24 protein-coding genes are annotated in these 24,412 nt (G+C 62.3%); 13 read left to right on the top strand and 11 right to left on the bottom strand.

All coding sequences use genetic code 11. The annotated features are described in order from the left end of the window. Positions 1-62: 62 nt before the first annotated feature. The 3 genes from AB7M32_RS22345 to AB7M32_RS22355 form a co-directional block, all read right to left on the bottom strand. A complete protein-coding gene (locus AB7M32_RS22345) occupies positions 63-1,364 on the bottom strand; it encodes an Nramp family divalent metal transporter (RefSeq protein ID WP_454251398.1) in 1,302 nt (433 codons plus the stop codon). 153 nt (positions 1,365-1,517) lie between these two features. Then, positions 1,518-1,754 (bottom strand): hypothetical protein, encoded by a 237-nt coding sequence (locus AB7M32_RS22350; RefSeq protein ID WP_454251399.1) that lies wholly within the window; start codon positions 1,752-1,754, stop codon positions 1,518-1,520. Beyond that, positions 1,747-2,535 (bottom strand): MlaA family lipoprotein, encoded by a 789-nt coding sequence (locus tag AB7M32_RS22355; RefSeq protein WP_454251400.1) that lies wholly within the window; start codon positions 2,533-2,535, stop codon positions 1,747-1,749. Before AB7M32_RS22355 ends, AB7M32_RS22350 begins: the two co-directional genes overlap by 8 nt. A gap of 254 nt (positions 2,536-2,789) precedes the next feature. Here AB7M32_RS22355 and AB7M32_RS22360 point away from each other — a divergent pair, with 254 nt between their 5' ends. The 4 genes from AB7M32_RS22360 to kefC all read left to right on the top strand — a co-directional run bounded on the left by AB7M32_RS22360 (position 2,790) and on the right by kefC (position 7,369). Then, positions 2,790-3,500 (top strand): response regulator, encoded by a 711-nt coding sequence (locus AB7M32_RS22360; protein ID WP_454251401.1) that lies wholly within the window; start codon positions 2,790-2,792, stop codon positions 3,498-3,500. Next, positions 3,497-4,843 carry a sensor histidine kinase gene (locus tag AB7M32_RS22365; protein ID WP_454251402.1) on the top strand — a complete coding sequence of 449 codons (1,347 nt, stop codon included), beginning with the start codon at positions 3,497-3,499 and terminating at the stop codon, positions 4,841-4,843. The genes AB7M32_RS22360 and AB7M32_RS22365 overlap by 4 nt, the downstream gene beginning before the upstream one ends. Positions 4,844-5,019: 176 nt before the next feature. Then, a complete protein-coding gene (kefF, locus tag AB7M32_RS22370; protein WP_454251403.1) occupies positions 5,020-5,541 on the top strand; it encodes a glutathione-regulated potassium-efflux system oxidoreductase KefF in 522 nt (173 codons plus the stop codon). Position 5,542: 1 nt separating this feature from the next. Continuing rightward, on the top strand, positions 5,543-7,369 hold the full coding sequence (gene kefC / locus AB7M32_RS22375) for a glutathione-regulated potassium-efflux system protein KefC (RefSeq protein WP_454251404.1): 1,827 nt from the start codon (positions 5,543-5,545) through the stop codon (positions 7,367-7,369). Between the two features lie 6 nt (positions 7,370-7,375). Here the strand turns inward: kefC and AB7M32_RS22380 are convergent, their stop codons facing one another. Beyond that, the gene (locus AB7M32_RS22380) at positions 7,376-8,344 is read right to left on the bottom strand and encodes a GlxA family transcriptional regulator (RefSeq protein ID WP_454251405.1); all 969 of its coding nucleotides are present in this window, start codon (positions 8,342-8,344) and stop codon (positions 7,376-7,378) included. A gap of 91 nt (positions 8,345-8,435) precedes the next feature. On the opposite strand from AB7M32_RS22380, the gene AB7M32_RS22385 reads away from it, so the two are divergent. Then, the gene (locus AB7M32_RS22385) at positions 8,436-9,275 is read left to right on the top strand and encodes an MBL fold metallo-hydrolase (RefSeq protein WP_454251406.1); all 840 of its coding nucleotides are present in this window, start codon (positions 8,436-8,438) and stop codon (positions 9,273-9,275) included. On the opposite strand, the gene AB7M32_RS22390 is transcribed toward AB7M32_RS22385, so the two are convergent. Beyond that, positions 9,214-10,077 (bottom strand): aldo/keto reductase family oxidoreductase, encoded by an 864-nt coding sequence (locus AB7M32_RS22390; protein ID WP_454251407.1) that lies wholly within the window; start codon positions 10,075-10,077, stop codon positions 9,214-9,216. The two genes, AB7M32_RS22385 and AB7M32_RS22390, sit on opposite strands and share 62 nt — an antisense overlap. Before the next feature lie 100 nt (positions 10,078-10,177). On the opposite strand from AB7M32_RS22390, the gene AB7M32_RS22395 reads away from it, so the two are divergent. From AB7M32_RS22395 to AB7M32_RS22420, 6 genes are all read left to right on the top strand, one after another. Beyond that, entirely contained in the window at positions 10,178-11,131 is a 954-nt protein-coding gene (locus AB7M32_RS22395; RefSeq protein WP_454251408.1) for a LysR family transcriptional regulator, read from the top strand. A 275-nt stretch (positions 11,132-11,406) separates the two neighbouring features. Then, the gene (locus tag AB7M32_RS22400; protein WP_454251409.1) at positions 11,407-12,087 is read left to right on the top strand and encodes an SOS response-associated peptidase family protein; all 681 of its coding nucleotides are present in this window, start codon (positions 11,407-11,409) and stop codon (positions 12,085-12,087) included. Continuing rightward, positions 12,084-12,278: a hypothetical protein gene (locus tag AB7M32_RS22405; protein WP_454251410.1), complete on the top strand. Its 195-nt coding sequence runs from the start codon at positions 12,084-12,086 to the stop codon at positions 12,276-12,278. Before AB7M32_RS22400 ends, AB7M32_RS22405 begins: the two co-directional genes overlap by 4 nt. Before the next feature lie 40 nt (positions 12,279-12,318). Then, positions 12,319-12,699 carry a RidA family protein gene (locus tag AB7M32_RS22410; RefSeq protein WP_072406742.1) on the top strand — a complete coding sequence of 127 codons (381 nt, stop codon included), beginning with the start codon at positions 12,319-12,321 and terminating at the stop codon, positions 12,697-12,699. Positions 12,700-12,883: 184 nt separating this feature from the next. Next, the gene (locus AB7M32_RS22415) at positions 12,884-13,429 is read left to right on the top strand and encodes a thioesterase family protein (protein ID WP_454251411.1); all 546 of its coding nucleotides are present in this window, start codon (positions 12,884-12,886) and stop codon (positions 13,427-13,429) included. A gap of 322 nt (positions 13,430-13,751) precedes the next feature. Beyond that, positions 13,752-15,515 (top strand): L-lactate permease, encoded by a 1,764-nt coding sequence (locus AB7M32_RS22420; RefSeq protein WP_454251412.1) that lies wholly within the window; start codon positions 13,752-13,754, stop codon positions 15,513-15,515. Between the two features lie 163 nt (positions 15,516-15,678). On the opposite strand, the gene AB7M32_RS22425 is transcribed toward AB7M32_RS22420, so the two are convergent. Beyond that, positions 15,679-16,014 (bottom strand): hypothetical protein, encoded by a 336-nt coding sequence (locus AB7M32_RS22425; RefSeq protein ID WP_454251413.1) that lies wholly within the window; start codon positions 16,012-16,014, stop codon positions 15,679-15,681. A 246-nt stretch (positions 16,015-16,260) separates the two neighbouring features. On the opposite strand from AB7M32_RS22425, the gene AB7M32_RS22430 reads away from it, so the two are divergent. Then, positions 16,261-16,917, top strand: a complete 657-nt coding sequence (locus AB7M32_RS22430) for a polysaccharide lyase family 7 protein (RefSeq protein WP_454251414.1) — start codon at positions 16,261-16,263, stop codon at positions 16,915-16,917. A gap of 18 nt (positions 16,918-16,935) precedes the next feature. Here the strand turns inward: AB7M32_RS22430 and AB7M32_RS22435 are convergent, their stop codons facing one another. From AB7M32_RS22435 to AB7M32_RS22445, 3 genes are all read right to left on the bottom strand, one after another. Then, entirely contained in the window at positions 16,936-18,168 is a 1,233-nt protein-coding gene (locus AB7M32_RS22435) for a nucleoside permease (RefSeq protein WP_454251415.1), read from the bottom strand. 191 nt (positions 18,169-18,359) lie between these two features. Next, positions 18,360-19,484, bottom strand: a complete 1,125-nt coding sequence (locus AB7M32_RS22440) for a sugar phosphate isomerase/epimerase family protein (RefSeq protein ID WP_454251416.1) — start codon at positions 19,482-19,484, stop codon at positions 18,360-18,362. Beyond that, on the bottom strand, positions 19,448-20,623 hold the full coding sequence (locus AB7M32_RS22445; protein WP_454251417.1) for a Gfo/Idh/MocA family protein: 1,176 nt from the start codon (positions 20,621-20,623) through the stop codon (positions 19,448-19,450). The genes AB7M32_RS22440 and AB7M32_RS22445 overlap by 37 nt, the downstream gene beginning before the upstream one ends. 166 nt (positions 20,624-20,789) lie before the next feature. Here AB7M32_RS22445 and AB7M32_RS22450 point away from each other — a divergent pair, with 166 nt between their 5' ends. Next, positions 20,790-21,788, top strand: coding sequence for a LacI family DNA-binding transcriptional regulator (locus AB7M32_RS22450; protein ID WP_454251418.1), 999 nt, complete (start codon positions 20,790-20,792; stop codon positions 21,786-21,788). Between the two features lie 172 nt (positions 21,789-21,960). On the opposite strand, the gene AB7M32_RS22455 is transcribed toward AB7M32_RS22450, so the two are convergent. After that, positions 21,961-23,052, bottom strand: a complete 1,092-nt coding sequence (locus AB7M32_RS22455) for an SMP-30/gluconolactonase/LRE family protein (RefSeq protein WP_454251419.1) — start codon at positions 23,050-23,052, stop codon at positions 21,961-21,963. Positions 23,053-23,148: 96 nt separating this feature from the next. After that, a complete protein-coding gene (locus AB7M32_RS22460) occupies positions 23,149-24,273 on the bottom strand; it encodes an ATP-binding protein (RefSeq protein WP_454251420.1) in 1,125 nt (374 codons plus the stop codon). Positions 24,274-24,412 lie beyond the last annotated feature (139 nt).

Consider the following 24,412-nt stretch of genomic DNA (forward strand, 5'->3'; position numbering starts at 1 on the left):
TCTCCGAAAGGGACTGGACGATAAAGTCTAGCAGTCCCCCGAAAGTTGCAGATGGCCGGGCCTCAGGTAAACAGATCGACCCCCAGCTGGAACGCGACCCACAACGCCAGCCCCGTGGCAAACATCAGTGCGATGTTCTCGAACAGGTTGTTGCGATATTCCTTGCCCAGCAGGGACTTCTGGTTGGACATGATCAGCAGGCCCAGGGAAATCACCGGCAAGCCGACGATATTCAGCGCGTTGACACCGATGGTCAGCGTGACGAAATCCGGCATGCCAGGGAGCGACCAGATCAGCGGCGTCACGAGAATGAACAGCATGAACCATTTGTGCATCGGATCATGGTGGAATTCCTTGCCGTAACGCTCCCGGCGCTCGGGCCGCACGTGCTGGAAGGCATCGGTGATCAGCATCGGAAACGCCGTGGTCTTGCCGGAGATGCTGGCGAACAGCGTGGCGAACACACCGATAAAGAACACGTACCAACCGATCGAGCCGAAGAACATCTCCAGGGCCTTGCCCAGATCGCCCAGGGTTTTGACCTCGATGCCGTTGGGTCGCAGGATTTCCGCACCGACGATCCAGATCGCCAGGTTGATGATGATCCCGACAAACACCGCAAACAGCAGGTCGTTACGCTGGATACGTTTGTGTTCAGGCCCCACCCAGCCCTTCTGGCGCATGACATACGGATGGACGAAGTTCGCGATGGAGCCGGCCACCGCACCGATCACCGAGACGGCCACCAGCAGCGCACCGTGCACGCCTTCATCGGGCGGAATGCTGAAGCCGATGGTGCCTTTGACGATGCCTGCGACATCCGGGCCGGACATCACTGCCAGGGCCAGGAACGCCAGCGTCATGATCGCCAGCAGGCCTTTCATCACGCCTTCGATCATCGAATAGATATTGCGCCCGACGAGCATCCACACCGCCAAGACCACCGCCACCGAACACAGCAGTGGGTAGTCGACCTTGAGCAACATGGCCAGGGCTTCGCCAGCCCCCTTGATCATATAGGCATTCATCAGGTGCCCCATGAGCAGCGCATACACCAGCAGGAACCAGGCGAAAAACGGATTGAGCTGGGCATAGCCTTGCAGGATGGTCATGCCCTGGTTATTGCAGAGCTGGAAGCGCGCGATGATGTTGACGATCAGGTAGCGCAGCAGCAGAGAGACCGCCAGCACCCACATCATTGCGTAGCCGTAGTTCGCCCCGGCCACGGATGAGGTGATCAGGTCGCCGGCGCCCAGCCAGGACAGTACCGCGATAATGCCAGGACCGAGAAGCTTGAGCAGGCGCACGAAACGGCCTTGCGCGGGCGCCGCAACCTTGCCTTCAGCGGAAGGAATGCTCGTCATGGATGGAATCTCCGTTTATTTTTTTTGTGAGAAACGGCCACAGTCGAACATATTAGATACGACGTCGTACAACCATTATTCATATGTAATTATGTAAAAATGTTTCAAGGTATCCGCCCCCGATATACCGCCGTACTCAAGAGCAAATCGCCACTAATCCTTCACCTGTTCGCCGTTATCGACCAACCAGCGCACCATCTTCGCCAACGGCACCCGATGCTGCTGGATGGCGCACCAACTGACGTGCTCATGACGATACAACTCGACATAACGGTTGAGCAGCACATGGCGACCATCCTCGGCCAAGCGCAATTCAACTTCACGACAGTGAAATACATCCGGCGCGAGCGAGCGCATTCGCCGATGCAAGACCAGCGCCTGATTACTCATCGACAGCAGCTCCACCCTGGCACTGGGGGTTACCCTCCACCACCGCGCCCAACTTGCCCTGCGCGACAAGATCGGCACGCCGCTGCGCCGTGGCATCGCGAAGCGCCGCGTAGTAATCCGGTTCGACCTGCAACTCGTCGGTCAGTGGCAATGCCTCGGCACGGCCATCGACAACGCCGCCGACGGTGTTGATCGTGCCCAGGGTGTCGACGGTACTGCTGTTGTCGCCGAACGGGTCGACGGCAAAACTCAACACCTTGCCCGTCGCGTCCCGCAGGTTGGCGCTGCCCAGCAGCGGCAGTTCCACGGTGGGCCCGGGGGCAAGGTTCCAGACGCCGAAGGTCTGGCCGAAATCGGCGTTGTGGCGCTCAATGCCCAGCTTGCCCGACACATCGATCAGCCCGACGATGCCCGCAGTGGTGTTGATGACGAAACGGCCCAGTGTGTTGACCGAGCGTTGGGCATTGCCTTGCAGCAAGTCGTTGATGAACACCTTGGGCTCGCCGAAGTTCGCCACGAAGTTGTGGACGCCGGTTTGGAACGTCTCCGGCAGCTTGCGATAACCACGGGCCACCGGGGCCAGCGCATAGTCATCCACGGTTCGGTTGAACGCGAATATGCCGCGGTTAACCGGTTCCGCGGGATCGTAAACGGTGTAGGTCGCGCTTTCACACGAGCCCGGCGTTGCAGCGGGCGTACTGGAGCAACCGCTGGCGAGTGCCGCCAATACAACCACGACGGTGGATCGAACGAACAACGGAGCGGGCTTGGTGATCGGCATACAGGGTTATCTCGGCGAGGAATGGGATGCTGCCTGGGCCGGTCGAAAACCAAACACCGCTCCCTCGCCACAGGGGGCGGTGTTGGTGGGTGGTTTAACTGACCGACATCAAGGCCATCCTGCCGCCGTTTTCTTGCCCGCAGATTTCCAGAATATTGCCCGCCGGCAACTTTATTACCGGGTTGAAATATATGACGCAGGCCCTGGATTGACCCTAGTATCCCCTCCTGTATTCATTACTCTGCGTGCCCACCGTGAGCCATTTATTACTGGTGGACGATGACCTCGAAGTCCTCGCCCTCTTGCGCAAGTTCCTCGAACAACATGGCTACAGCGTGGATGTGGCCGCCGACGGCAATGCCCTGTGGCAGGCGGTGGAGCGCCGGGTGCCGGACCTGATCATCCTCGACGTCATGTTGCCGGGGGACAACGGGCTGGTGCTGTGCCAACGGCTGCGGGCCGAGCACACGGTCGGCATCATCATGCTCACTGCCATGGGCGAGTTGAGTGATCGCGTCGTTGGCCTGGAACTGGGGGCGGACGATTACCTGACCAAGCCCTTCGATGCGCGGGAGCTGCTGGCCCGGGTGCGTGCCGTGCTGCGGCGCACCGGTGAAGCCAGAGAGGCGTTGAGCGACCCCGCCCGGCCCATCCTGGAGTTCGAAAACTGGCAACTGGACGTCACCCGCCGCGAGCTGCGCTCGCCGGACAAGGTCATGATCCCGCTGTCCACCGGCGAGTTCGAACTGCTGCTGGTATTTGCCGAACACCCGCGCCGGGTGCTGACTCGCCAACAGTTGCTGGACCTGGCTCGCGGCGAAACCTTCGAGGCGTTCGACCGTAGCATCGACGTCCAGGTCAGCCGCCTGCGGCGCAAACTGGAGACCGACATCACCGGTGCGTCGATGATCCGCACCGTGCGCAACAGCGGCTACCTCTTCAGCCCTCACGTGGTGAAGCGATGAAACCCTCGCGCTCGGGCACTCAGCGTCCACGAGACACGGTGGCGCGCTGGATCGCCCTGACCACCATGATCGCCATGCTGACCTTGCTGACCCTCAACGAACTGTTCAGCCTGCTGGCCGGTGCCTGGGCGCGCCCTCCCCTGATGGAAACCGGCCTGATGGAAAAGGCCGCCGCCATCACCCGCATCATCGACTCCGTCGCCCCCGCACAACGCCCCGCGATCGCCGCGGCCGCCAGCGACCAGGCGTTCAACGCCCACTGGTTGCAGCGGCATGAAGAGGCGCGCCTGCCGGTGATCGACGACCCGCAGTTCAGTGAAGGTTCGGCGCTCCTGCGCCAGCAATTGGGCCGGCCGGACGCCAGGATCGAAGCCTACGAACCGGGCGACTGGCCGGCCGACCACCCGGATGCGCGCTACGCAGTGATCATCGAATTGGCCGACCATTCGTGGGTGATTTTCTCCGTGCCCTCGCGCAGTTGGGGGCTGGGCGAATGGGCGCGCAACGGGATCATCATCGCGCTGATCCTGCTCTCGACGTTGATCGTCGCGCTGATCGCCACCCGGCACTTGGCCGCTCCACTGGAACGCTTTGCCGAAGGCGCCCGACGCTTTGGCGTCGATCACCAGGCGCCATCGATTCCGGTCATCGGCCCCCACGAAATCCGCCAGGCGATCCTCGCGTTCAATGCCATGCAGGCCCAGCTCAAGCATTTCCTGCAGGACCGCACCCAGATGCTCGCCGCCATCTCCCATGACTTGCGCGCGCCGCTGACCCGCATGCGCCTGCGCGGAGAATTCATCGAGGATGCCGAGCAGCAATCGCGCTTGTTCAGGGACGTGGACGAAATGCAGGCGATGGTCAATTCAGCCCTGGAGTTCTTTCGCGACGATGCCCGGCTTGAACATGCCACCGCGTTCGACCTGGCCGAACTGCTACACACTATCGTCGACGACCTCAAGGACGCCGGCACCGAAGTTGGGTTCGAAGGTGCTCAGCGCTTGGTGTATGTCGGTCGGCCCATCGGCATCAAGCGCGCCTTGGTCAACCTGATCGACAACGCGATCAAATATGGCGGCGAGCCGACGGTTCGACTCGAAGCCGACGCCCACCATGTGGACATTCGCATCCTGGACCGAGGACCTGGCATCGCCGCCCAATACCTTAAGCAGGTCTTCACGCCCTTCTTTCGCATAGAAGGTTCCCGCAACAAGCACACTGGCGGCGTCGGGCTCGGCCTGTCGGCGGCCCGGGCGACGGTGCTGGAGCACGGCGGGACGCTGACCCTGCGCAATCGCAAGGGTGGCGGATTGGAGGCCAGGATCTCGCTGCCGCTTGACTGAAGGCCCCGATGTGTCGATCCGCGCTAAACAATCGGCGCCTTCCTCGGTAGGATGTCCGGCCTTTCCGGCTCACCCCTGTTCCGAGAAGGCGCTCTTGTTTGTATCGCTCGACCCAGTGCCATCGTTCGCGCCCACGACAGACAAGAATCGACGGAGCCAAACCAAGGAATTCACCGATGATTCTTATCATTTACGCGCACCCCTACCCCGACAAATCGCGGGTCAACCAGCAGATGCTCAAGCGAGCATCGAGCAACCCGGACGTGGTCATACGTTCGCTCTATGCGCTGTATCCCGACTTCGATATCGACGTCGAGGCGGAACAGCGTGCGGTGGAACAAGCTGAGCTGGTCGTCCTCCAGCACCCGATGTACTGGTACAGCTCCCCGCCCTTGCTGAAACTGTGGATCGATAAAGTCTTCACCCACGGCTGGGCCTATGGCAAAGGCGCCACGGTTCTCAAGGACAAGCCCCTGCTGTGGGCCGTGACCACCGGCGGCAATCAGGCGCATTTCCAGATCGGCGACTACCCAGATTTTGCTGCGCTGGCCCAACCCCTCCACGCCACGGCCATCTATTGCGGCATGCGCTGGCTGGAGCCGGTCGTCGTGCATGGCGCCTATGCCGCCGAAGCGGATGCCCAGCACGCCCAAATCGAACACTATGCCGCTCGCCTGGCCGCCTGGAAGGAAGATTGAAGTGGAAACTCACAGCCTGATTGAAATGCTCATCTACCTGGCCTCGGCGACGCTGATCGTACCGATCGCCGTTCGATTTGGCCTCGGCCCGGTGTTGGGTTATCTGCTGGCCGGGTGCATCATCGGCCCGTGGGGGCTGAAGCTGATTACCGATGTGAAGGCCATCCTGGAGTTCGCTGAAATCGGCGTGGTGCTGATGCTGTTCATCATCGGCCTCGAGCTCGACCCCAAACGGCTCTGGGCTCTGCGCCGGATGGTGTTTGGTGGCGGTGCCCTGCAGATGCTCGCCTGTGGCGCTGCCATTGGGTTGTTCTGCACGGCCTTGGGCCTGAACTGGACGGCAGCGTTGCTGGTCGGCCTGACCCTGAGCCTGTCCTCCACGGCCATCGCCATGCAGGCCATGAGCGAACGCAACCTGACCGCCACCGCAGTCGGGCGCAGCAGCTTTGCCGTGTTGCTGTTTCAGGACATCGCAGCGATTCCCCTAGTGGCGATGATCCCGTTGTTGTCGGCCCACGGCGACACCCCTTCGGGCACCGCGCTGTTGCTATCGATTGGCAAAATCGTCGCCGCCATCGCCATCGTCGTGCTGTTGGGGCGCTACGTGACGCGACCGCTGCTGCGCTTCGCCGCACGCTCAGGCTTGCGGGAGATTTTCAGTGCCGTCGCGCTTTTTCTGGTGTTCGGCTTCGGTTTTCTGCTGGAGGAAGCCGGCCTGTCGATGGCCATGGGCGCGTTCCTCGCCGGGGTGCTGCTCGCCAGCTCCGAATACCGACATGCCCTGGAGAGCGACATCGAGCCATTCAAGGGCCTGCTGTTGGGTCTGTTTTTCATCGGCGTCGGCATGTCGATCGATTTCGGCACCCTGGTCAACGCACCGCTGAAAGTCATCACCCTGACCCTGGGTTTCATCCTGATCAAACTGCTGGTGATCAAGATGGCCGGCCGGTTCCTCAACGTCCCCGCCGGCCAGCGCTCCTGGCAGGCGGTGTTGCTGGGCCAGGGCAGCGAGTTCGCCTTCGTGGTATTTGGCGCGGCGACCGTGGCCGGCATCTTGACCGATCAATGGGGCAAGAGCCTGACCCTGGCGGTGGCCTTGTCCATGTGCCTGACGCCCTTGCTGATCCTGCTGCTGGGTCGCTTCGAGTCCGTCACCCGGAAAAACAAACGCGAATCCGACCTCGTCGACCAGCAGAACCCACGGGTGATCATCGCCGGGTTCGGCCGCTTCGGGCAGATCGCCGGACGCCTGCTGATGTCCTGCGGCGTCGAGGTGGTGGTACTGGATCACGACCCTGACAACATCGAGACGCTGCGCAAGTTCGGGGTGAAAGTCTTTTATGGCGATGCCACGCGCCTCGACTTGCTGCATGCGGCCGGCGCGGCCCAAGCGGTGGTGTTGATCAACGCGATCGACAATCGGGAAGACAACCTGACGCTGACCCGGCTGGCCCAGGAGCACTTCCCCGCGTTGCAACTGATCGTGCGGGCGCGGGACATGGGCCACCTCATCACCCTGCGACAGATGGGCGTGGAGGCCGCCGAGCGGGAAACCTTCGAGAGTGCGCTGGCATTGGGTCGCAGTGCACTGGAGCACATGGGGGTCGGGGCTTACGAAGCGCGTGAACGGGCGGATCAGTTCCGGCGGCTGAACCTCAAGATGTTGGAGGAGATCGTCGCCCAGCCGGAAGACGACCTCAAGTTCCGCCACGACGCCTACCGACGCGCCAATGCGCTGCTCACGGAAATGTTCAACGAAGACCGTGCCCACCCCGTCGATAGCTGGCCGGAACACCATCGCAACGAAACCGACAAGACGCCGGGTTGACCGGCGTCATGCACGCCCGAACTTGCGCCGGTATTGCGCCGGCGTCAGCCCGGTCAGCGCCTTGAACATCCGCTGCAAGTTGGAGCTGCTGCTGAAACCCAGCTCAGCGCCGATGCTGGCGAGGGGCAGCGTGGTCAACGTCAGACGTTCGCTGACCTGGTTCAACTTGATGCGCCGGGCGTAGGCCGCGACGGCCTGACCTGTCTCACGGCTGACCTTGCGTGCCAAGGTGCGCTCGGAGACCGCCAGCGCGCTTGCCAGCGCCTGCACCGTGATCCGCTCCGCCGGCATCTGTTCGATCAACCCATGCAACTGTCGCAACCATCCGCTGGGTTGCTCGATCAGCGTGCTGCCCTGGAACGCCCCATGGGGAATGGCCGGGCGCGGCAGCACCATGAGCCGGGTAATGTCCCGCAGCACGTCGCTGCTGACGCTGCGCTCGATGAGTTTTTCGGCAATGGGCAGGTAGCCGTTCACCCCGGACGCCGTCGCCGTACGTTCGTTGAACACGCAGTTCTGCTCGCTTTGCCAATGGACTTTTCGATATTGCTGGTGCATCGCTTGCGCCAGCCACCAGGTCACCGTCGCGCCCTGCCCGTCCAGGCGGCCGCTGGCGGCCAGCAGGCAGACGCCGGTGCAATACGACCAGAGCTGCAGCGCTCGGGCATGCTTGGACAGCGCGCTCACGAGGGCTGTCTGATCAGCCAGCAGCCTATTCACCTGCTCGGCCGATTCGGCCCAGAAACCGGGAACCAGAACGGCGTCCAGCCCGGTGCTGCCCAGGGCCGCTTCCGCGTGCAGGGCCATGCCATGGGCACACACCACCGGCCCGGCCTGTAAGGCGATGTAGCGTGCCTCGAACAACGCCCGCCCCCTCCTGCGGTTGGCGGCATGCAGCAGATCGGCGAAGGCGAACAGGCCTGCGGGCATGCAGCCGGGAAACAGGAGCAGACCGACTCGAAGTTTTTTGATCATGGCTTGAAACGAATCAAATATGTCATATCCGGCCATTATGCACACGGAACCGAAGCGGCACCATGAGGCGCTCGCTCAACAGGAACGCCTCATGAACATCCAGCAGATCCGTAACGCCACGATCATTCTTGAATTCGGCCCGTATCGTGTACTCGTCGACCCGATGCTGGCTGACAAGGGCACGTTGCCGCCGCTTCGGCTATTTGGGGCCACGCAGCGCAATCCGCTGGTGGAGCTTCCGGCCTCAACAGCGCAGGCCCTCGAGACCGTCACCCATTGCCTGATCACCCACTGCCAGAAAGGCCATTTCGACCATCTGGACCGCGCGGCCAAGCGATGGCTGAGGGAAAAACAGATCCCGGTCTTCTGTACACCCCATGACGCTCCGTACCTCGCCAAACGTGGTTTGAATGTCCAGCCGCTTGCCCAGGCCCATGACCAACCCCACCCATTCCTGGGCGGCACCCTTCGCTCCGTCCGATGCACCCATGGGCTGGGCCTGGTGGGCAAGCTGATGGAGCATGGCGTCGGCTACCTGATCGAGCTGCCCGGCGAACCGAGTGTCTACCTCACCGGCGACACCGTGCTCACCCCCACCGTGTGCGAATTCGTCTTGCGCCACCAGCCACAGGTCAGCGTGGTGCCGGCAGGCGGGGCACGGTTCGATATCGGTGGCGACATCATCATGGGCATCGACGAGACGCTGGAATTCACCCGGTTGTCCCGCGGGACCGTCGTGGCCAATCACCTGGAAGCGATCAGCCACTGCCCGACGACACGCAAAGCCCTTGCCGCAGCCGCCATGAAGGCGGGCGTTGGAGACCGGCTATTGATACCGGAGGATGGCGAGACGTTGGTCTTTCAGGCCACTAAACCAACGTGTCCAGCTCGGCGAGCATTGACGCAGGGATCGTCAGCTCACTCGCCGTGAGGTTTTCCCGCAGGTGCGCCAGGGACGATGTGCCGGGAATCAGCAGCAGATTCGGCGCACGTTGCAGCAACCACGCCAGGGCCACGCACAGCGGTGACGCCTGCAAGCGCGCCGCCACACTGGAGAGGGTTTGCGACTGCAACGGTGTGAAGCCGCCCAGGGGGAAGAACGGCACGTAGGCGATGCCCTGCCGGCCCAGGTCGGCGATGAGGTGTTCGTCATCGCGATGGGTCAGGTTGTAGTGGTTTTGCACGCAGACCACCTTGGCAATGCCCTGGGCCTGCTTGACCTGCGTGGCCGTGACGTTGCTCAGGCCCAGGTGACGGATAAGGCCCTGGCTCTGTAGCTGCGCCAGTGTCGTGAACGATTCTTCGATGGAGTCTTCCGTGGGCGAATGCATATCGCCCCACACCCGCAGGTTGACCACGTCCAGGACCTCCACTCCCAGGTTGCGCAGATTGTCGTGGACCGCCCGGGTCAGCTCGGCGGGGCTATGGGCCGGGTTCCAGGACGCATCGGCACCGCGCACGGCACCGACCTTGGTCACGATGACCAGGTCCTGGGCATAAGGGTGCAGCGCTTCGCGGATCAGTTGGTTAGTGACATGGGGCCCGTAGAAATCGGCGGTGTCGATGTGGTTCACCCCGCTCGCCAATGCTTCGCGCAACACGGCGATGGCGGCCGCCGGGTCTTTGGGTGGCCCGAAGACCTGGGGCCCCGCCAACTGCATCGCACCATAGCCCATGCGATTGACCGTGCGATCGCCCAGTAAAAAGCTGCCTGCCTTGCCTGCAATATTCATCTCATCGCCCTCGGATCAATGTGAGTGGGCCGACTATAGGCGTTGACCATTCCCTTGATAATCAGGTGCAATCAGCACGGGTTGTACGGCGGAGAGAACAATGGCGACGGATATTCAAGACTTGCTGGCCTTTGTGGCCGTGGTCAATGGGAAGGGCTTTCGTGAAGGCGCGCGGGTGAGCGGCAAGTCCGCGTCGAGCCTCAGCGATGCCGTACGCCGAATGGAAAGCCGGCTCGGCGTGCGCCTGCTCAACCGCACCACCCGCAGCGTGGTACCGACCGAGGCCGGTGCGCGGTTGATGGAGCGCATCGTCCCGGCCTTGGGCGAGGTCGAGGCGGCGATGGACGTGGTCAACGACTTTCGCGACCGTCCTTCGGGCACCCTCAGGCTGAACGTACCGGTCAGCGCGGCCCGGCTGGTGTTGCCGGCGATCATCACGCCGTTCCTGAAAAGCTATCCCGACATCCGCCTGGAGGTGGTCACCGAAGAGAGCTTCGTCGACATGCTCGCGGCCGGCTGTGACGCGGGCATTCGCTACGACGAACGCCTTGAGCAAGACATGATCGCCATCCCCATCGGCCCCCGCTTCCAGCGCTTCGCCACGGCCGCGGCACCGGCGTACCTCGATGCGCGGGGCAGGCCGGAACATCCCAGAGACCTGCTGGAACACGCGTGCCTGCGGGGCAAGTTCCCCAGCGGCGCGATGCCGCTGTGGGAGTATGAGCGTGGCGGCGAAACCATCAGCGTCGACCCGAGCGGCCCGCTGATCACGCGCATTGGCGGTGCGGTGGACCTGTCGGTGCAAGCCGCTGTAGACGGTCTGGGCATCGTCTACCTGTTCGAAGACTGGTTGCGACCCTATCTGGACAGCGGTGCCCTCGAACCGGTACTCGAACCCTGGTGGCAGCGCTTCACCGGGCCGTTCCTCTACTACCCCGGCCGCCGCTATCTGCCCTCACCGTTGCGGGCGTTCGTGGACTTCATCAATGCACAGCGGTATGGGGACGAGCTTGCTCGCGATGGCGTCAGCACAGCCAACACCCCCGCAGGCTGATACACCGCTATGAGCAAGCTCGCTCCCACGGGGATTCGGCTGTGTACCCGAACATCCCGACCCACCCCAAATCCATTGTGGGAGCGAGCTTGCTCGCGATGGGCTTCCTCATCGCCCGCTCGTCTCCCCATCGTGAGTATTTTCGAACCAAGCCATTCCCGACGGCTCGGACCTACATGACACCGCTGGAAGCCACGCTGACGCGCGTCGACGTCACGGCTTGAACGGCGGGTAGATCAAGGCTTCTTTGCGGTTCACTGCCGGGAGTTTTCGTTATGTGCGACGGTCTTGTTCAACACGGTTCTTCAAAGGACTCCCTGGCGTATTTCGCCCAGCGAGACACGCACGGCAGCCGGTTCGGTACAAGCGTGACACCCTTGGACCTGTACCTGACAGCGCCGCCCAAGGCCCAGGAGCACAACCTGATCAAGCCAAACATGCAGGTCAGCGCCATTCGCCGTCGCCGCGGGCACTTGGAGTGCATCAAGGTTCGCTGGGGCTGGTCGCCGATCTGGTCGGTGGGAACGATGCCGCCGCTGACGCATCTGCCCTTGCATCTGGTCATGCGCTCCAAGGTCTTCGACCCCATCAAGCACGAAGGCCGCGTACTGGTCGCCGTGGAAGGCTGGTATGAGGCGCAAGCCCCGGCCTCGCCCTCCCAGGCGCAACGCCTCCTCTATACGACCACCCGGCAGTCGACCCCGATCTTCCTGGCCGCCCTGGCCCAGGCCAGCGAGACGCCGTTTGGCTGTGACGGCCTGGCCCTGGTGACGTATGGCGACATCGCCAACCAGCAGCAGCGGGTGCTGGCCTTCAGCGCCGAAGATGCACTCGATTGGCTGGAGCCCGAGCTGGGTTGGGAGCAGGCACAACAACTGGCCGCACGTCTGAACGGCGCGCAACCGGCCCTTGAGCCGACGATGACAGCCCAACGGCCGGCTCAGGGCGGACTTTGATTCGCAGTCCCGCGGCGGCGCAGTCCCATGCGCGCATGAGCGCCGTCAGCCTCGACAGTGGCTTCGACGTGGACGACGACGCCTTGCACGGCACCCTGGCGCTGGAGGCCTACCTCCAGGCGCTGGTGCAAAACGATGGCTGGGAGCGCGCGGATAAAGGAATGCAGAAACGACGCAGCATGGGACGGTAAACTGCGGCGGTTCTTTTTCTTTTCCAACATGAGGCTTTGCATGAGCAACCCAGACATCACGTTTATTCCAGATCCGGATGCGGACTCCATTTCCTCCGACGTCGCCGGTTTCGGCGGCCTGCTGGTTTCCACGCAAATCCCCACCCACGCCGACGGCAGCCTGGAACTGGGTGACATCACCCGGCAGAGTGAATGCACCCTGCAAGCCCTCAAGAAGGCCCTGGAGGGCGCCGGCAGTTCCATGGACCGGGTCCTGCACCTGACCATCTACCTGACCGACATGGCTGACCGCGCCGCATTCAACGAGGTCTACAAACGCTTCTTCGCCAAGCCTTGGCCGGTTCGTGCGGCGGTGGGTGTGGCAGCGCTGGCGGTTGAAGGCATGAAAGTGGAAGTGACGGCGATGGCGGCGAAGGGCTGAACGAGCGCGTTGCGCTTTTGTAGCGCCGCACTGCTTTTTGTGGCGAGGGAGCTTGCTTCCTGCCACAAAAGCCTCTCGAACATGCCCCAAATGCGCGATTGCCACACAAATCGTCATTTTCGCACCTAGCCCGCTCCCTGCACGGGGTCTAGAGTGCGCCGCTTTCCCTCTTCACGGCCTACTTATGAATCTCTGGTTCCGACTGTTGCTGATGCTGTTCCGCCGCCCGTGGCGCAAGCCGGCGGCGCCCTTGGGCACCACCGTGGTGCGCATGCGGGTATGGCCGCTGGACCTGGACCTCAATCGCCATGTCACCAACGGACGCTACTTCACATTGGCCGATGTGGGACGCATGGATTACGTGCTGCGCAGCGGCGCCTACAAAGTGGCGTTGCGCAACCGGGCGGTGCCTATCGTGGGGGATGTCTGGGGCAAGTTCAGGCGGGAGTTGAAACTGTTCGAGGCGTTCGAGGTGCACACCCGCCTGCTCGGCTGGGACGAAAAATGGACGTTCATGGAGCACCGTTTCATCAGCCAGGGACGTGTGGTCGGGGTGGTGATCATGCGCGGCCTGTTCCGCTCGGCCAAAGGCACGATTGCACCGGCTGAGTTCATCCGCGAGCTGGGCCTGGCCGAACAATCGCCAGCCATGCCCGACTGGCTGGTCGCCTGGTCGCAAAGCTGCGATGACTTGAGCCTCGGGCTTCGCCTGGAGGAAGGTGAGCGCTGATCCGCGCTAGCCACAGGTGCTTGGTTAACCCAGCGGATTGCTGACGAACCGCGCGCTGGACAACGTCGAAGCACACCCGTCGACATAGCGCATCCCCCTGAGCAGGAACACAGGCAAAAAATGTGGGAGCGAGCTTGCTCGCGATAGCGGTGCTTCAGCCAATCACCACGCAACTGACCCACCGCTATCGCGAGCAAGCTCGCTCCCACACTTAATAACCAGAGTCATAAGGTCCCAATCCCCTTCTCCAATCCCCGCCTATACTTTTCTGCCAATCCCCCTTGGGGCCTGCACTTCCAACAATAAAAAGCAGAGGTGGAACATGGTCTGGCAACAAGTCTACGATCCCTTCGGTAATGCGGTGCTGTCCACGCTCCTGGCGGCGGTTCCGGTGGTGGTGATGCTGGCGTCCCTGGCGTTCTTTCATGTCAAGGCACACCTGGCGGCCTTGCTGGCCCTGGCCTCGGCCTTGCTGATCGCGATTTTCGCCTTCGGCATGCCCGCTGGCATGGCCGGGTCTGCGGCGCTTTATGGCGCGGCCAACGGCCTGCTGCCCATCGGCTGGATCGTGCTCAACATCATTTTCCTGCACCGGCTGACCACCGAAAACGGTTCGTTCAAGGTCCTGCAGGATTCCCTCGCGCGCATCACCGACGACCGGCGTCTGCAACTGCTGTTGATCGCCTTTTGCTTCGGCGCGTTTTTCGAGGGTGCGGCGGGCTTCGGCACGCCGGTAGCGGTGACCGGGGCGATCCTGATCGGGCTGGGGTTCTCCCCCCTGGCCGCCTCGGGTCTGGCGCTGATCGCCAACACCGCGCCCGTGGCCTTCGGCGCCCTGGGCACGCCCATCATCACCTTGGCCAAAGTCACCGGGCTGGATGAAATGGAGCTGTCGATGATGGTCGGTCGGCAGTTGCCGTTTTTCTCGGTGCTGGTGCCGTTCTGGTTGATCTGGGCTTTCGCCGGGTGGCGCAAGATGCTGGAAGTCTGGCCGGCGATCCTGGTGGCCGGTGTCAGCTTCGCCATCCCGCAGTTCCTGGTGTCCAACTACCACGGGCCGATGCTGGTGGACGTCATCGCCGCGCTGATTTCCATGGCCTGCCTCACCGGTTTCCTGAAGGTCTGGAAACCGGCCACGGTGCACACCTCCGCCGCGCTGTCCGGGCGGGTCGACAACTCGAAGATCGATGTCAGCGAGGATGAGAAACCCGTCGCCAGCGCCGCGTTTTCCAGCGACGCCCGCTCCGCCGTGGGACGGGCCTGGATGCCGTGGATCATCCTCACGGTGTTCGTATTCGCCTGGGGTACCCAAGGCTTCAAGAACCTGTTCGACACCCGTCCGGCCATCGACCCCCAGACCCAATCGGCCCGACTGGATCCCCAAGGCAAGCCGATGCGCGAGGCCAATCCGATCTTCTCGCCCCTGGTGACCTTCGGCACCATTCACCAGCAGATCGAAAAAGTCCCGCCCGTGGTGCCCCAGCCTAAAACCGAGGAAGCGGTCTACAAGTTCAACTGGTTCACCTCCACGGGCAGCGGCATCTTCCTGGCCGCGATTCTCGGTGGCTTGCTGATGGGCTATTCCATTCCACAACTGCTGCACCACTACCTGCGAACGCTCTGGGTGGTGCGCTACTCGCTGATCACCATTGTGGCGATGTTGGCCCTGGGGTTCCTCACGCGGTATTCAGGCCTGGATGCGACCATGGGCCTGGCCTTCGCCGCCACGGGCATTTTCTACCCCATGTTCGGCACCCTGCTGGGCTGGCTCGGCGTGGCACTGACCGGCTCGGACACCGCCTCCAACGTGTTGTTTGGCGGCTTGCAACGGGTCACGTCCGAGCAATTGGGCATCAGCCCGGTGTTGATGGCTGCAGCCAACAGTTCCGGTGGGGTGATGGGCAAGATGGTCGACGCGCAGTCGATCGTGGTCGCCTCCACCGCGACCCGTTGGTACGGTCACGAAGGCGAAATCCTGCGCTACGTGTTTTTCCACTCGGTGGTACTGGCGATTCTGGTGGGCGGGCTGGTGACGTTGCAGGCATATGTGGCGCCGTTCACGCATATGGTGGTGGGAGGACAGTGATCGAGGATCCGGCAGATAGGGCTGTTGTGGCGAGGGAGCTTGCTCCCGCTGGGCTGCGAAGCGGCCCTTTTGCGATCGCTGCGCGATCGAGCGGGAGCAAGCTCCCTCGCCACAGGCAAGCGCCTTTACAACCGGCAGGCTCGCTTACCTTTGAAGCAGGGTGTTACTGAACGCTTTTCAGCTTGACCACATCACCGGACACCGAGGTGGTGTAGCCGGTCAGGACCCAGGCCCAGAACCAGTTTTCCTGGACTTGGGTGTTGATCATGGCGTCACCGCCCTTGGCCTTGATCGCCGCGGTCTGGGCACGTACGAAACGGTTGTTCTGGCGGATCGGGATCAGGCCGAACAGCAGCAGGCCGGTGGCCTTGGCTTCACTGTGGCCGACAACGGTGTATTGGCTGCTGTCGTATTGCTGGGTTTTCATCGGGGTGCCGGTGCAACCCGCCAGGGCCAGGCCCAACAGTGTGCAGGCGACAACTTTGCTGATGTAATTCATTTGACGCTCCATGGGAAGACGCCCGGGATCCGTCTCTCGGGCGGCGCGTACTCTAACCGATCAGCAACAAATTGACACACGAAAATCCGCCCAATTCAGTGCCTGAAAGGCTCGCCGCAGAGCCATCCGTCAGGTGCGCCTCCAGCGAAACAGCCCCCCGTCGATAACATGAAAACTGCGCCACGGAAGGCAGTTTCTGTCTTGACGGCCGCCAGGTAGCGGCCGGTCCCGTTGGAGGGTTTTATCATGATTGACCTGACTGTCTGGAACATTACCCTGCCCGTGCAAACGCCGGCGCAGGTCGTGGCGACCAAAGCCATGCCGACCCTGAAAAACAAGTATTTCGACAATAACGGCCAGCGGATCGTCTTCTGGGCGCCGGTCACCGGCTCTCATACCGGTAAAAGCGAGTACCCGCGCTCCGAACTGCGGGAAACCGGCAAGGACGGCAAGCTGCGCAACTGGCGCTACAACAGCGGCACCAATACCCTCAAGGGCACCCTGGCGGTGAACCAGGTACCTTCAGAAGGTCGGGTGGTGGTGGCGCAGATCCACGCCAAGGATGCCCCCACGCCGTTATTGAAACTGGTGTACCGCTACGCCAAGGGCACCGGCAATATCGACGTGGAATACCGGGTCAAGCCCAAGGACAAGAAAAGCCCGGTGATCTACACCGTGCCAAACGTGCCGCTGAACAAGGCCTTCTCCTATTCGCTGCAGATGGACAAGCAAGGCAAGCTCTCGGTGCTGATCGGCAGCACGGGCAAACAAGTGAAGTTGGACCCGTCCTGGTACGGCTATAACTTCTATTTCAAGGCCGGTGTCTACACCTTGGACAACAAGGGTTATTCCAACGAAGGCGGGAAAGTGACCTACACAAAACTGGACGTCAGCCACAAATGACTGACGCCCAGCCCTGCTTCAAGCCTTTGACGGCGCAACGAGCGCCTGCTGGCCACGGAAGGTAAACAGGAAGCAGACCCATACCAGCAGCGCGAAACCGGCTGGGAACAGCCAGATGCTCTGCCAGTCATGACCGCCCGCCACGACAAAGTGATCGGTCACCTGCCCCGCCACCCAGAAGCCGATCAGCATCCCCACACCATAGGTCGCCAGGGTAATCAGGCCCTGGGCCGAGCTGCGAAAGCGCTCCGGCGCCTTGGCGTCGGTGTAGATCTGCCCCGAGACAAAAAAGAAGTCGTAGCAGATGCCGTGCAAGGCAATGCCGGTGAACAGCATGAACGCCAGGTCGCCGTTATTGCCATAGGCGAACAACACGTAGCGCAACGCCCACGCCAACATGCCCACCAACAGCGCCAGCTTGATGCCGAAGCGCTGGATGAACAGTGGCAACAGCAGCATGAACAACACTTCCGAGACCTGCCCGATGGCCATCTTCGCCGTTGGGTTGGTCATTCCGGTTTCGGCCAGGAACGGGTTGGCATTCTGGTAATAGAACGCCAGGGGAATGCAGATCAGGATCGAGGCGATGAAGAACACCAGGTAGCTGCGATCCTTCAACAGCCCCAACGCGTCCAGCCCCAGCAGTTGCTTGACGCCGCCCGCGCTGGCCTGTGCCTTGAGCGGCGCCGTGGCCGGTAGCGTGAAGCTGTAGAGCCCCAGGACCAGGGACGCGATGGCCGCCATCAGGAACGTATTGCGCAAGCCGCCTGCCGAGATCGCTTCGCGCGAATCCCAGGCGAACACGAAGCTGATCACCACACCCGCGACGATCCAGCCAAGGGTGCCCCACACCCGGATGCGAGAGAACTCCAGCGCCGGATCGCGCATCTGCCGGAACGCCACGGAATTGACCAGGGCCAGCGTCGGCATGTAGACCACCATGTACACCAGCACGTACGGGTAGAACACGCTGAAATCCGCCGCCGAATACAGCTGATACAGCAACACCGCGCCGAGCAGGTGCAACACCGCCAGGATCCGTTCGGCGTTGAAGAAGCGGTCGGCGATCAGGCCAATGACGAACGGCGCAATGATCGCTCCCCACGATTGCGTGGAAAACGCCATGCCGATCTGCCCACCACTGGCGCCCAGGGTGCTGGAGAGGAAGGTGCCGAGGGTGACGAACCAGCCACCCCAGATAAAGAACTGCAGGAACATCATCACGCTGAGGCGTGCATTCATCGTGGTCATTACCGTCACCGTTTTATTGTTGTTCTTGTGGAAATGGAGTTTTGCAGAGCTCCTGTGGCGAGGGGATTTATCCCCGCTGGGCTGCGAAGCAGCCCCAAAAAACAGTCGACTCAATCAACCTGGGCGAACCGGGATGTCAGGGTTTAGGACTGCTTCGCAGCCCAACGGGGATAAATCCCCTCGCCACAGGGTTATGTCATTGGCATTGGGGGCAAGCCCAACAACCGCCGGTTGGAATCCTCATCCGCCGTGACGCTGGCGAAATCGTCGAACGCCTTGCCGGTCTTGCTGATCATGTGCCGCTGGATAAACGCCGCCCCTTCTGCGGCGCCCTGTTGTGAATCCTTCAAGCAACATTCCCACTCCAGGACCGCCCAACCGCTGAAATCGTACTGGGTCAGCTTGCTGAAAATCGATTTGAAATCGATCTGGCCATCGCCCAACGAACGGAACCGCCCGGGACGATCGACCCAGCCCTGGTAGCCGCCGTACACCCCGGAACGGGCATCGGGGCGGAACTCGGCGTCCTTGACGTGGAACATGCGGATACGTGAGTGGTAACGGTCGATGAAGCCCAGGTAGTCCATTTGTTGCAGCAGCAGATGACTGGGATCGTAGAGAATCGCCGCCCGCGGGTGATGATCGACCGCCTCCAGGAAACGTTCGAACGAGGCGCCGTCGTGGAGGTCTTCGCCGGGGTGGATTTCGTAGCACAGGTCCACCCCCGCCGCGTCGAAGCTATCGAGAATCGGCAACCAGCGTCGGGCCAGTTCGGCGAACCCCTGCTCCACCAGGCCCGCCGGCCGCTGCGGCCAGGGGTAGAGATACGGCCACAGCAGCGCGCCGGAAAACGTCGCATGGGCCTTGAGACCCAGCCGCTGGCTGGCGCGGGCGGCCAGCTTGAGTTGCTCGATCGCCCACTCGGTCCGCGCCTGGGGCTGGCCACGCAAATGGGCCGGGGCGAAGTCATCGAACAGCGCGTCGAACGCCGGATGCACCGCCACCAACTGGCCTTGCAGGTGCGTCGATAACTCGCTGATCTCGACACCGGCCTGGGCACAGGTGGCCTTGAGCTCATCGCAATAGGCCTGGCTCTCGGCGGCCCGGGCCAGGTCAATGTATTGCGTGCCCGATGTCGGCAGTTGAATGGCCTTGTAGCCTTGTGAAGCGGCCCACTGGGCGATGTTGGCCAGGGTGTCGAACGGGGCTTCGGCGGACATGAACTGCGCCAGGAAAATGCCTGGGCCGCGCAGGCCACTCGGTGTCTTGTCGAGGGTATTCACAACAGGGATGCTCCGGTTTGCACGGTGGTCCATTTCGCGTCGCCACGGTGGTTGAGGATGGCGGCCTCGATGAACGCCATGCCACGCAAGCCGGTCTCGATGCCCGGTACGCCTGGAGCGTCGGGGCCTTCGACATGGTTGCGAATGGCGTGGGCGAAATCGCCGTAGAGGTTGGCCATGGCTTCCAGGTAGCCCTCGGGATGCCCGGCCGGCAGACGCATGCGCCGCGCGGCCGCCTCGCACAGCCACGGCTGGCCAACGCCGCTACGCAGGATGCGCAAAGGCTGGTCGAAGGCGCGATGGACCAGGCTCGCCGGTTCTTCCTGGCGCCACTCCAAGGCGCCCTTGTCGCCGTAGACGCGAATCTTCAGCGGGTTCTCTTCGCCGGTGCAGACCTGGCTTGCGATCAACACACCGCTGGCGCCGCCCGCCATCTTGAACAGCATCGCCGCATCGTCATCCAGTTGCCGCCCCGGGACGTGCGTGCCCAACGCCGCGCATAGCTGCTGGATCGGTTGGTCCGCGACGAACTCGGCCAGGGAAAACGCATGGGTACCAATGTCGCCGATGCAACCGCCCAGGCCGGACTGGCCGGGATCGTCGCGCCACTCGGCCTGCTTATTGCCTTGGGCGGCGACATCCTGGCTGAGCCAGCCTTGGGGGTACTCGACCAGCACTTTGCGCACCTGGCCGATCACGCCCGAGCGCACCATGTCCCGGGCCTGCCACACCATGGGATAGCCCAGATAGGTGTGGGCCAGGCCATAGAGGCAACGGCTGCCGTGCAGCACCTCGCGCAGGGCCAGCAGTTCCTTGAGGTCCAGCGCGGCGGGCTTCTCGCTGAACACATGGAAACCGGCTTTCAAGGCCTCGCTGGCGATGGGCGCATGAAGATGATTGGGGGTGACGATGACCAGCAACTCCATGCGCTGATCAAGCGGCAGCAGCGCTTCGGTGTCGAGCATTTGCTGCCAGTCGTGATAACAACGGGACGTGGCCAGGCCCAGGGCCGTACCCGTCTGCCGAGTGTTGTGCGGGTCGCGGCTGAACGCGCCGCACACCAGTTCGAAACCGCCGTCCAGGCCCGCGGCCTGACGGTGAGCCTGGCCGATGAAAGCGCCCTCTCCACCGCCGACGAAGCCCATTCTTATTTTCGGTGCTACAGGATTCATCGCGATTCTCTTCCCGTCAGGATGTCGATGTAACCGGTTACATCATGGCGGAAATCTAGGCTCAGTTTTCCCGCGTGTCAAACCCACAGGGTCACCGTGGAATATTTGTGAGGCGCTCAACCTGCGGTAAGCTCCCCCACCGTACCCCCTGTTCCCCGAGGTGATTTTGTCCAACATTCGTGAGGTGGCCCGGCTGGCGGGTGTTTCGGTGGCCACGGTGTCCAGAACCCTGAAATCGCCCGAGCGGGTACTCCCCGAAACACGGGACAAGGTCAACGCGGCAGTGGAACAGGCCGGCTATCGGCCCAACCTGATGGCGGTGCAATTCCGCTCCCGCCGGACCGGCAATCTGGTGATCCTGGTACCGGCCATCGCCAACACGTTTTTCGCTCGGGTCATCAGTGGCGCACAACAGGCTGCGCAGGCGGCGGGTTATCGGTTGCTGTTGTGCGACACCCAGGGTCGGGCGCAGATCGAGCGGGAATTCGCCGCCCTGGTCTACGCCCACCAGGCCGACGGGGTAATCCAGTTGCGTGCCAGCGATCCGTTCGAATCGATGCCCACTGGCGCCGACAGCCTGCCGCTGGTCAACGCCTGCGAAGTGGTCAAAGGTGCCCCCTACCCGACCATCAGCCTCGATAACCGAGCCGCCGCCCAGGCCATGACCGAACACCTGATCGGCCTCGGCCATCGCCGCATCGGCATCATCAAGGGACCACGCAGCAGCCCCCTGACCCTGGACCGCGTGGCCGGCTACCAGGATGCCCTGCACCAGGCCGGCATTGCCGTCGACCCCAGCCTGATCTGCCATGGCGACTTCACCTTGAAGGCCGGTGACGACGGTGCCGGTGCGTTGCTGGCGCTGGCCGATCGCCCCAGTGCGCTGTTCTGTGAAAACGACGAAATGGCCATCGGCGCGCTCAGGCGTATCAAGCGAATGGGCTTGCGAGTGCCCAAGGACATTTCCCTGGTGGGCTTTGACGACATCCCGTTCGCCGCCTACTGCGACCCGCCCCTGACGACCATTTCGCAGCCTGCCGAGATGTTTGGGCAAAAAGCGGTGGAGATGCTGATTGCCCTGATCGAGAAAAAGCCGATTGCCGAACGGCATGTGGTGCTGCCGTTTGAGTTGACGGTGCGGGGCAGTACGGCCTCTTTGGCATGACAAGGAACCTGTGGCGAGGGGATTTATCCCCGCTGGCCGCGAAGCGGCCCTAAAGCCTGGCATCTCGGTGCATCAGGCTCATGAGGTTGACTGAGCTTAGGGCTGCTTCGCAGCCCAGCGGGGATAAATCCCCTCGCCACAATGGTCAACAGGCTGAAGATCAGTTGTTGCATCAGGCAAACGTCGCCCCCCGTGTATTCACGAACAGCGAATACAACGAATGGCTGCCGGCCATGAACAACCGATTGCCTTCCCGACCGCCGAAGCAGACGTTGGGGCAACGCTCCGGCAGGGAGATGTGCCCGATGGCCTTGCCTTCGGGATTGAACACCCGCACGCCGTCGAGCTTTTCCAGGTCGGCCTTGGGGTCGCCGTTGCCGCCCCAGCCGCACCAGAGGTTGCCGCTTTCATCGCACTTGATCCCATCGATCGCCGCATAATCCAAGCCTTCGATGTGCTTGCGCCGCTCGCCCAGGGTGCCGTCGTCTTTGACAGCGATGGCCCAGATCAGGCGGTTGGGCTTGGCCCGGCCTTCGACCACATAGAGGATTTTTTCGTCCGGGGAAAAACACAACCCGTTCGGCCCCGCCAGGTCGTCGATCACCCGGCTGACCTTGCCGGTTTCGCCGTCGATGCGGTACACCGCGTGGGGCTGGACGGGCGTGACTTTGTGCCCCTCGTAGTTGTTGCCGGTCTGGAACGGCGGATCGGTGAACCAGACCGAACCGTCCCGCTTGCAGACGATGTCGTTGGGCGAGTTGAAAGGCTTGCCCTCGAAACTGTCCGCCAGCACGGTGAGGGTGCCGTTGTGTTCGGTGCGGGTGATGCGTCGGCCTTCGCTGGAGGTGGTAGAGCCTTCGCACACCAGCAGCCGCCCCTGGCGATCGCGGCACATGCCGTTGGAGAAATTGGCATTCTCTCGGTACACCGACAGGCCGCCGGTGATTTCATCCCAGCGCACGATGCGGTTGTTGGGAATGTCACTGACCAGCAGGTAACGCCCGTCACCGACCCATACGGGCCCTTCGGCCCAACGCAGGCCGGTGGCGAGCTTCTCCACGCTGGCGTTGAAAATACGCAAGTCCATGAAGCTGGGGTCAAGGATATTGATCAGTGGATCCGGGTAACGCTGGCTCAAGGGCTCGGCCTGGGCGAGCCCGGGCAGGTTGCCAAGGGTGGCGGCGGCGGCCGAGACCACCAGGGATTTTTTCAGGAACACCCGCCGGCCCTGATCGGCGGCGGTTGCAGGTTGCGAAACATCCATCGTGCGTCTCCGTTAATTATTATTGGACGGGACGACAGTTTTACCCTGTGATAAGACATCGTACAAGATCGCGAACATGCTCAACCGGACAGTCGATCAATCCGGGTGCAGCGGTATGCGAACGGTAAAGGTCGTTCCGACTCGCGCCCTGGAATGCACGTCGATGGTGCCCTTATGGGCCGATACGATCGCCGAGGCAATATGCAGGCCCAGTCCGAGCCCGGCCGTGGAACCGTACTGCGTTTCACGCAGATTTCGGACCATCGGGTTGAAAATGCTGGCAATGGCATCTTTCTCGATAGGCTTGCCCTGGTTGTTGATCGCAATCACTGCCATATCCTCTTCAGCGCTCAACGAAACGGTAATCGGCGTGCCCTCGGCGCCATGCTGGACGGCATTGCCGATCAGGTTGGAGAACACCTGCTCCATGCGGGCCTGATCAAACAGCCCCTCCAGGGGACCGGTGGTTTCAAAAAGGATTTCGCTTTCCGGGTGATAGGCCCGCGCCTCCTCCACCATGCCTTCGCAGGCCGCCACCAGATCGCCGTTGAAGCGCCGCACCGGAATACCCGAGCCGAGTTGGGTACGGGTGAAATCCAACAGATCGCCGACTATTTTGTTGGCCCGCTTGACGCTGGTGTAGATGCGCGAAGAAATCTTGGTGACTTTGGCGGGCAGGTCCCCCGCCCGCAGCAGCACTTCGGAACTTAGCAGGATCGCGCCCAAGGGGCTGCGCAGGTCATGCCCGAGAATCCCGAGAAAGATGTTGCGCGACGCATCCACCGCCCCGGAGTAGCTGACGACAGACTCGGCCAAGGCCTGGTCCACGGCCTCGTTGAAGCGAATCAGATCCTCCATGACCTGCTTGTGGTCCAACTGCGTATGCGGCATCCAGAGCATGAGCACGCTGGTGCGCAGGGCCCGGTATTCGGAGACCATTTGCTCCACGGTAAAACCCGAGGACTGGCGGATGACCGCATGGGTTTCGGCGGCGGTTTCGGCATCGGTCGCCGGCGCCTCCCCGTGGGACTTGGCAATCGCCTCCTTGCGCGTTTGCGAGGTGCGCAGGTCGGCGGCGATGGTGCGCAGCATCTGTTCGGCATGGTCGCGCAGGGCAATGGAATCCATGCCAATGGACGCGGGGGTGATGGTTTTGGCGAAGTCTTCCCACGCCTGAAGAATCGGCTCGATATTGTCGAGAATGAAATCAGCCAGGCGCATGAGTTGTTCCGTAAAAAGGGCAAGGCTGTAAACGACACAGCGGCAAGATTGTTGTACAGCAAAGCGCCGAACAATGTGCGAGACATACGATGTGACGAGGGAGCTTGTCTGTTACCACCCTATGGGGTACAAAGTTTTT

The organism is Pseudomonas sp. R151218B TE3479 (assembly GCF_053629195.1).